This is a genomic window from Lysinibacillus sp. LK3, assembly GCF_001043675.1.
GTDB lineage: Bacteria > Bacillota > Bacilli > Bacillales_A > Planococcaceae > Lysinibacillus > Lysinibacillus capsici.
Genome location: NZ_LDUJ01000012.1, coordinates 1 through 240, shown reverse-complemented (window position 1 = coordinate 240; position 240 = coordinate 1). Strand labels below are relative to the sequence as shown.

Annotated in this window: 2 tRNA genes; both read left to right on the top strand. The window is 48.8% G+C overall.

Features of this window, described 5'->3' with window-relative positions:
* Positions 1–48 precede the first annotated feature (48 nt).
* A tRNA-Ile gene (locus VK91_RS06955) sits at positions 49–125 on the top strand.
* A gap of 12 nt (positions 126–137) precedes the next feature.
* Positions 138–213: transfer RNA gene (locus tag VK91_RS06950), tRNA-Ala, on the top strand.
* The last annotated feature ends 27 nt before the right edge of the window (positions 214–240 follow it).

Here is a 240-nt window from a genome sequence, read left to right as displayed (position 1 = left end):
TTTGCGTTCAGTTTTGAAGGTTTATGAAATTTAATAAAACTTCCAAGAGGGCCTATAGCTCAGCTGGTTAGAGCGCACGCCTGATAAGCGTGAGGTCGATGGTTCGAGTCCATTTAGGCCCACCATATATACCTCTTGGGGCCTTAGCTCAGCTGGGAGAGCGCCTGCCTTGCACGCAGGAGGTCAGCGGTTCGATCCCGCTAGGCTCCACCATTTTTTTGTTCTTTGAAAACTGGATAA